The organism is Streptomyces sp. NPDC057543, assembly GCF_042801895.1.
GTDB lineage: Bacteria > Actinomycetota > Actinomycetes > Streptomycetales > Streptomycetaceae > Streptomyces.
In genome coordinates, this window is sequence record NZ_JBHVFF010000067.1 from 24,040 (window position 1) to 31,165 (window position 7,126).

Genomic DNA, 7,126 nt, shown 5'->3' on the forward strand with positions numbered 1-7,126 from the left:
AAACTGTTCAGCTGAGCGAAGGGGCTCTTCCGATGGCCAGAAAGATCATCCTCGACTGCGACCCGGGGCACGACGACGCCATCGCCATGCTCTTGGCGTACGGGAACCCGGACGTGGATCTGGTCGCCGTGACCACCGTGGTCGGCAACCAGACGCTGGAGAAGGTGACGCGCAACGCGTTGTCCGTGGCGCGTATCGCCGGCATCACCGGAATTCCCTTCGCCGCGGGATGTCCGCGGCCGCTGGTGCGGACCATCGAGACGGCGCCGGAGATCCACGGCGAGTCGGGACTCGACGGCCCGGTGCTGCCCGAACCGACCCTGGAGCTGGACCGACGTCACGCCGTGGACCTCATCATCGACACGGTGATGTCCCATGAGCCGGGCGAGATCACCATCGTCCCCACGGCCGGCCTGACCAACATCGCGCTCGCCGTACGCAAGGAGCCGCGCATCGCCTCCCGCGTCCGCGAGGTCGTGCTGATGGGCGGCGGCTACCACGAGGGCAACTGGAGCGCGGTCGCCGAGTTCAACATCATCATCGACCCGGAGGCCGCGCACATCGTCTTCAACGAGAGCTGGCCGGTCACCATGGTGGGTCTCGACCTGACCCACCAGGCGCTCGCGACCCCGGAGGTGCGGGAGAAGATCGCCGCGGTCGGCACCAAGCCGGCCGCGTTCGTGGGCGAGCTGCTCGACTTCTTCGGCGCCACCTACCTGGAGTCGCAGGGCTTCGAGCACCCTCCGGTGCACGACCCGTGCGCGGTCGCCTACGTCATCGACCCGAGCGTCATGACGGTGCGCAAGGCCCCGGTGGACATCGAGCTGACCGGCGGGCTGACCCTCGGCATGACCGTGACCGACTTCCGGGCGCCCGCCCCGCCCGACTGCCACACCCAGGTCGCCGTCAAGCTCGACCACGAGCGCTTCTGGGACCTCGTCGTGGACGCCCTGACGCGGATCGGTGACGTCGCAGAATGAACGTCTCCACCGATACCCGAGCCCTCCCGGACGGGCCGCCGCCGGTCACCGAACGGCGCCCGGTCCGGGTGGGCGTGCTGGTCGTCGCGCTCCTCATGGCGTGCTTCGCCTTCCAGCTGAACGCCAGCATGCTCAGCCCGGCCCTGAAGAGCATTGAGGACAGCCTGGGCGCTACTTCGGCCGAGATCGGGCTCACCCAGACCGCGTTCTTCACCTCCGCGGCCCTGTTCTCGCTGTTCCTGCCGAGGCTGGGCGACATTATCGGCCGCCGTCGGGTGCTGGCCGCGATGATGGCGCTCATGGTCGTCGGCTGCGTGGTCGCGGCGCTGGCACAGAACGTGCCGATGCTGTTCGTCGGCCGCATCATCCAGGGCGTGTCCGGTCCCACGGTGCCGCTGTGCCTGATCATGCTGCGGGTCGAGGTCCCCGAGCCGAAGAAGTACGGCACCCTGCTGGGCGTGATCACCGCCGTCAACGGTGGCATCGCCGGAGTCGACTCCCTCGCCGGCGGGTTCCTCGCCGACAAGCACGGCTTCGCCTCGGTGTTCTGGGTGATGGCTGTGGTGGCGGCGATCGCCACGGTTCTGGTCGCCACCATGACGCCGGAGTCCAAGGCGGCCGTCGCGTCCCGGATGGACTGGCCCGGCGTCGCACTCCTGGTCGTCTCGGTCGGAGCACTGCTGATCGCGCTGAACGAGGCCGGAAAGCTCGCCGCGGCCAACTGGCCACTCGTCGCCGTCCTTGTCGTCGTCGCCGCTGCCGCCTTCGCCCTGTTCTGGCGGACCGAGGGCAGGAGCGGGCACCCGCTGGTCGCGACCCGGCATCTGCGGCAGCGCTCGACCTGGGCGCTCCTGCTGACCACGGTGCTCACCATGACCGGCGTGTTCGCCGTCATGAACGGGCTGATCCCGGCATTCGCCCAGGACGCACACGCCGGGCTCGGCATGTCCGCCGAACAGTCCGCGTGGTGGACGCTCACGCCGTATGCGCTGGCCGGGTTGGCCATGGGGCCCATCGCCGGCCGGCTTGCCGCAGGTTTCGGCTACCGCCGCATCCTGCGTCTGGGCCTGATCGGCGCGGCCGCATCCATCGTCCTGATGATCTTCACCCTGGGCGGCCAGTCGCGTGCCATGTTGCTCGTGGCCTCGCTGCTGGTCGGCATCACCTACGCGGGTGTGGGCAACATCGTGCTCAACGGCCTCGGCATCGTGCTGTCCCCGCGTGAGAACCCCGGATTCCTGCCCGGGTTGAACGCGGGCGCATTCAACCTCGGTGCCGGGCTCAGTTTCGCGGCGCTCTACGCGGTCCAGACGGCCGTCCAGCCCGCCGATTCGGCATCAACCGACGGCTACGTCGCCAGCATGATCACGGGCGTGGTCCTGCTGGGCCTCGCCATCGCGGCGTCCTTCCTGATTCCCAAGCCGGTGGCGGCGGAAGACGGAGCCTGACGGCTGCGGCTGCCCCGGCGTGACACTGCCGACGCCGGGGCAGCGGGATCAGCTGGGAACACGTGGGCGACGAACGGCTGGACGTGTTCACGGCAGCACACCGGCGCGTCGGGGTACCCCGACGCGCCGTCTTCTTCGCGTCGCGCGCCCGGCTGATCGGACCGGGAGGACACGGGGCGACGGTTCCGGCGTCACCAGGCGTACCTCGATTTCTCGCATCCGACGTAAAAAGGTGGAAAAGAGGGTAACCGCCGCGGAGCGTACGGCATCCTCCCAGGCGTGATGAGCCTGACGGGGACGCCTTTCTTCCTGGCCACGATCGCGCTGGTCGTGGTTACCGTGCTGCTTCCTCTGGTGCTGTGGGGCCGGGTACGGGGCCCTGCCGTGATGCGCGGCGCGGCGCGCCTGGTGATGGTCGTCCTCGCACAGGCGGCGGCCGTGCTGAGCGTCTTCGTCGTGGTCAACAACACCAACGGCCTGTACGACAACTGGGCCGACCTGCTCGGCACCGGACACCACATCGTTGCCGCACCAGACCTCGGGCGTGACGGACTCGGGGGCCACAACTACCGGGCGAACGAGCCGAAGGCCGTCCAGAAATTCAGCCCGGCGCGCGACGCCCGGATGGGCCGGGGCGTCCGCGTCACTCAGCTGAGCGGTCGGGTGTCGGGTGTCCGCGGCGAGGTGTACGTATGGCTGCCGCCCCAGTACAGCCAACCGGCCTTCCGCCACCGGAAGTTCCCCGTGGTCGAGCTCCTCGGCGGCTTTCCCGGGTCGGCGAAGGCGTGGTTCGGCAGCCTGCGGGTGCAGTCGCAGCTGGAGGCCGGGATGCGGAGGGGGAAGATCGCCCCGTTCATCCTCGTGGAGCCGCGGACCAATCTGCTGGCGGCCCAGGACACCGGGTGCGCCAACGTGCCGGGTGTTGTGGACGCCGAGTCCTGGCTGAGTGTGGACGTTCGGCAGATGGTGACCGATACCTTCCGCGCGCAGAGCCGAGCCAGGGGCTGGGCGGTGGCCGGGTACTCCGCCGGGGCACACTGCGCCGTGAAGATGGCACTCGCCCACCCCGACCGGTACCGGGCCGCCGTGGGCCTCTCCGGCTACAACGACCCGGCAGCCGAGCGGCTCTCTCTCACGGGTGTTGACCCGCAGCTACGGCGGGCCAACAACCCGCTGTGGATCCTGCGCCACGCTACTGTCCCGCCGCCGGTCGCGCTCTACCTCTCGGGCGGGCGCAACGACGGCTACCGCGACGGCCTCGCGCTGCGGCGGGCGGCAGCGCCTCCGACGCGTGTGGTGGTCACCGAGGTGAGCGGGCCGCACACCATCGGGCTGTGGAAGTACCAGGTGCCGCAGGTCTTCCGCTGGCTCACGATCCAACTGTCGCCCTACATGCGCTGGGTCGCTCACGCGAAGGGCATCTGATCGATCGCCCGGACCCCGCCTACGACATCACCGGCGCCCACGACGGGTCGGGAACCGTCGACGTACGGCTGCCGCCCCGGAACTCATCCGGCGACAGCGGCGACCAGGGGTGCCAGGAACGGGTTCGGCGTCCCGTGCTAGAAGATGTCCAGGCTGTCGCGGCACGCGTCGTGGCGACGAAGAGCAGCGAGCGTGCCTGCTGTACCTCGCGCCGGTAGCGCACCGGATCGGTGGTGCGCCTCCGCCGCGCGCAACATCTTCCAGTGCGCGGGCCGCAGTTCCTGTGCCTCGTCCACGACGAGGTGCCGGTAGCGGTAACGGAGCCGACCGCCCGAGCCCGCCTGCAGGTGGATGTTGTCCAGCCCGCCGGCTTCCTCCCGCTGCTGGTCGATTGCCAGGATGGACTGCTCGCGCTGCATCTCCAGCCGCGCAGCCCGCTCCGACACCTGGTGCCAGGTCTGCCGGCCGAGGCGGTCCAGGCTCTGGGTGAAGCGCTCGGCGAGCTGCCAGATCTCGGCGCGCTCGGTGATCCGTACTCCGTGCCGTGGCGGACGCGGTCAGTGCAATGCCATCCACTCCGTGGCCGCGCCCGACGGAGATCTGTCTGGATGAGGCAACGCACCATCAGTAACGCCCGGTGGCGGTAGCTTTGGGGCGAGCGTGACGTAGCGTTTCCCCTTTGGCGGTGTTCGGAAGAGCACTGCATGGCACCGTTGCGCCCTCATCAGTCGTGGGGCACCGAGGGGTATTGGGATGAAGCTCTGCTTCCTCGTCGAAGAGCTGTACCGGCATGACGGCATGCCGCTTGACGTGGTCCGACGACTGTCGTCGTGGGGCCACCAGGTGGATGTGGTGCGCCCCGGCGGCTCGCTGCTGCGGATCTCGGAAGAGGTGCGGGCGGGGACCCATGACGCCTGGGTGCTCAAGACCGTGTCCGGCGGCCCCGGGCTCACCCTGCTGGAGGCCGCGGCGGCTGTGGGCCTGACCACGGTGAACGACGCGCGGTCGATCCGCGCGGTGCGCGACAAGGTCCTCACATCGGTCATCGCGCGACAGCACGGGCTACCGGTTCCGGTGACCTATTCGGCACCGAGGGCCACGCTGTTCGCGGATGTTCCCGACGAGCTCTTCCCCCTGGTGGTCAAGCCCGCCGACGGCAGTTCGGGGCGCGGGGTGCGGCTCGTGTCGGACCCCGGGCGGCTGGTGGAGGCGGAGCAGGCGGGGGAGGGCCAACTCATCGCACAGCCCTACGTGTCCAACTCGGGCTCCGATCTGAAGGTCTACTGTCTCGCGGGCGAATTCCATGCGACCTTGCGCCGCTCCCCGCTCCACCCGGACGGGCCGGTCGACGAGGGAGCCGTCCCCCTGCCCGCCGAGGTGGCCGCAGTGGCGGCGCAGGTGGGTGCGGTCTTCGGCCTCGATCTGTACGGCATCGACGTGGTGCTCGGCCCCGACGGCCCCGTGATCGTCGACATCAACGACTTCCCGAGCTTCCGCCAGGTCCCCGACGCCGTATCCCGGTTGGCCGGAGCCGTCCTCGACCTGGCCAGGGCGGGCGGCGCTGCCAGGGCGGGCATGCTCGCCCCTGCTCCGCGCATTCCCGCTCAGCCGTACATCCCCCATGGACTGCCTCATCCGCACCCCGTCCCCGGCCCCGAAGCGGACATGCTGGCAGCCGTGCCGGGAGCCGCGCAGATATGAGGGTGTGTCTGCTGACCGACAAGCCGGATCATCCGCTGCTCGCCGCAGCCTCTTCCGCGCTGATCGAGGCGGAGCACCGGGTGACGTTCCTGAACCCGGACACCGGAACCGGATCCCCGTCGGAACTGGTGACCCCGGACGATCTCGCCGATGTCTACCTCCTCAAGGCTCATACCCCCCGGGCACTGGCGCTGGCCCGTTTCCTCGAAGCACACGGCGCCCGGGTGGTGAACTCCGCCGCCGCGACCGAGCTGTGCCAGGACAGGAGCCGGATCGCCGCCGTGGCGGAAGGCGCCGGCCTGCCGATGCCCCGGACAAGAACCCTGGATGCACTGTCCGAAGCTCTCCACGGAGCGGAGCGGCCGGAGAGCGGCTATCCGCTCATGGTCAAGAGCCGCCACAGCCGGCGCGCGGACCTGGTCGCCCGCGTGGACGGTCCGTCCGAGCTTTGGGACCTTGCTGCCCAGTGGTCCGACGAGCCTGTCGTCCTACAGGAGTTCGTCGCGAACAGCGGCTGGGACCACAAGCTGTGGGTGATCGCGGGGGAGGTGTTCGCGGGAGTGCGCCCCGCACCCGTGGGCGCCCCGCCGGACGGTGCGCAGTCTGCGCCACTGGTCCGTGACCTGCCGCAGGCCTGGACCGGACTCGCCCTCCACACGGGAGAGGTCTTCGGTCTGGATGTTTACGGTGTCGACCTGCTGGACCGTGCGGGGGCGCCCGTCGTCGTCGACATCAACGCCTTCCCGGGCATCCGCGGACCGAAGGGCGCCCCCGCGGCGCTGGCAGCCCTGGCACTGCGAAGCCCCCGGCCGCTCCGCCTTCCCACCTACGAGGCCTGACACACCCCGGCCTGCACCAGGAACTCGCTGGGGGTGCCCGCGCCCGACCACGACACATGCAGCCCGCCCCGGGCCCGCGTGCACGCGATGAACAGCAGGCAGCGTTCCGCCAGCAGGTCCGACTCGTGCTGGAGCCGGCCGATGTCGGCGTAGCCGCGCCACACGTCCCCCATGCCGCCGTTGTCGAGCGGCTCCAGGAGCTCGTGCCGACCCGCGATCGGCTGCTGCTGCGGCACATTGCCCGCGTGTGTGCGAGTGCTGGCCGGTGTGCACTGACGGACCGGCTTTCGGCAGGGTGGAGGGCAAGTGTCCCTGGTGGGGCGATCTTTCGTGCCGTGGCGGCGGCACGGACGCGTTCGGGTCGCCTCTTTCCGGTCACGGGGCCACGGGGCATCGGCCGGCCTACGGCGAGGGCGCCGCCAGGACGGACCCGGAACACACGGCCCACACCGTCTTGCCCGGTCCGTCCGCGCACGGGTACCAGCCCCAGCGGTCCGCGAGCGCGGCCACCAGGAGCTGACTTCGTGTCCGGTGCCAGCGGAAGGGCAGGTCGGGGAGACCTTGTCCCAGCTGGCAGGCCATTGGGACCGGCTCACTGCCGCCCCGGAAGGCCCGGATGCCTGGACCGCGGCACGGCGCACCCAGCTGACGGAGCTGGATGCCCCCGGCAGGGGTGTCTGCGCGCCACTGAACGACGGGTTGTTGTCAGCCGTAGTTGTCAAAGGGCCGGAGG

At 70.1% G+C, this 7,126-nt stretch carries 6 protein-coding genes and 1 pseudogene; 5 read left to right on the plus strand and 2 right to left on the minus strand.

Features of this window, described 5'->3' with window-relative positions:
- Positions 1 to 32: 32 nt before the first annotated feature.
- From ACFU8Q_RS14390 to ACFU8Q_RS14400, 3 genes are all read left to right on the plus strand, one after another.
- Positions 33 to 980, plus strand: a complete 948-nt coding sequence (locus ACFU8Q_RS14390) for a nucleoside hydrolase (RefSeq protein WP_384452633.1) — start codon at positions 33 to 35, stop codon at positions 978 to 980.
- Positions 977 to 2,428, plus strand: a complete 1,452-nt coding sequence (locus ACFU8Q_RS14395) for an MFS transporter (RefSeq protein WP_384452635.1) — start codon at positions 977 to 979, stop codon at positions 2,426 to 2,428. Before ACFU8Q_RS14390 ends, ACFU8Q_RS14395 begins: the two co-directional genes overlap by 4 nt.
- 282 nt (positions 2,429 to 2,710) lie before the next feature.
- Complete coding sequence (locus ACFU8Q_RS14400) at positions 2,711 to 3,853, plus strand: alpha/beta hydrolase (RefSeq protein WP_384452644.1); 1,143 nt, start codon at positions 2,711 to 2,713, stop codon at positions 3,851 to 3,853.
- A 245-nt stretch (positions 3,854 to 4,098) separates the two neighbouring features.
- Here the strand turns inward: ACFU8Q_RS14400 and ACFU8Q_RS14405 are convergent.
- Positions 4,099 to 4,377: pseudogene (locus ACFU8Q_RS14405) on the minus strand (DNA helicase); the annotation flags it as partial.
- Between the two features lie 229 nt (positions 4,378 to 4,606).
- On the opposite strand from ACFU8Q_RS14405, the gene ACFU8Q_RS14410 reads away from it, so the two are divergent.
- Together ACFU8Q_RS14410 and ACFU8Q_RS14415 are read left to right on the plus strand one after the other, a co-directional pair.
- Positions 4,607 to 5,554: a RimK family alpha-L-glutamate ligase gene (locus ACFU8Q_RS14410; RefSeq protein ID WP_384452638.1), complete on the plus strand. Its 948-nt coding sequence runs from the start codon at positions 4,607 to 4,609 to the stop codon at positions 5,552 to 5,554.
- On the plus strand, positions 5,551 to 6,393 hold the full coding sequence (locus tag ACFU8Q_RS14415) for a RimK family alpha-L-glutamate ligase (protein WP_384452641.1): 843 nt from the start codon (positions 5,551 to 5,553) through the stop codon (positions 6,391 to 6,393). The genes ACFU8Q_RS14410 and ACFU8Q_RS14415 overlap by 4 nt, the downstream gene beginning before the upstream one ends.
- Here the strand turns inward: ACFU8Q_RS14415 and ACFU8Q_RS14420 are convergent.
- Complete coding sequence (locus tag ACFU8Q_RS14420; RefSeq protein ID WP_384452646.1) at positions 6,381 to 6,629, minus strand: hypothetical protein; 249 nt, start codon at positions 6,627 to 6,629, stop codon at positions 6,381 to 6,383. The two genes, ACFU8Q_RS14415 and ACFU8Q_RS14420, sit on opposite strands and share 13 nt — an antisense overlap.
- Positions 6,630 to 7,126 lie beyond the last annotated feature (497 nt).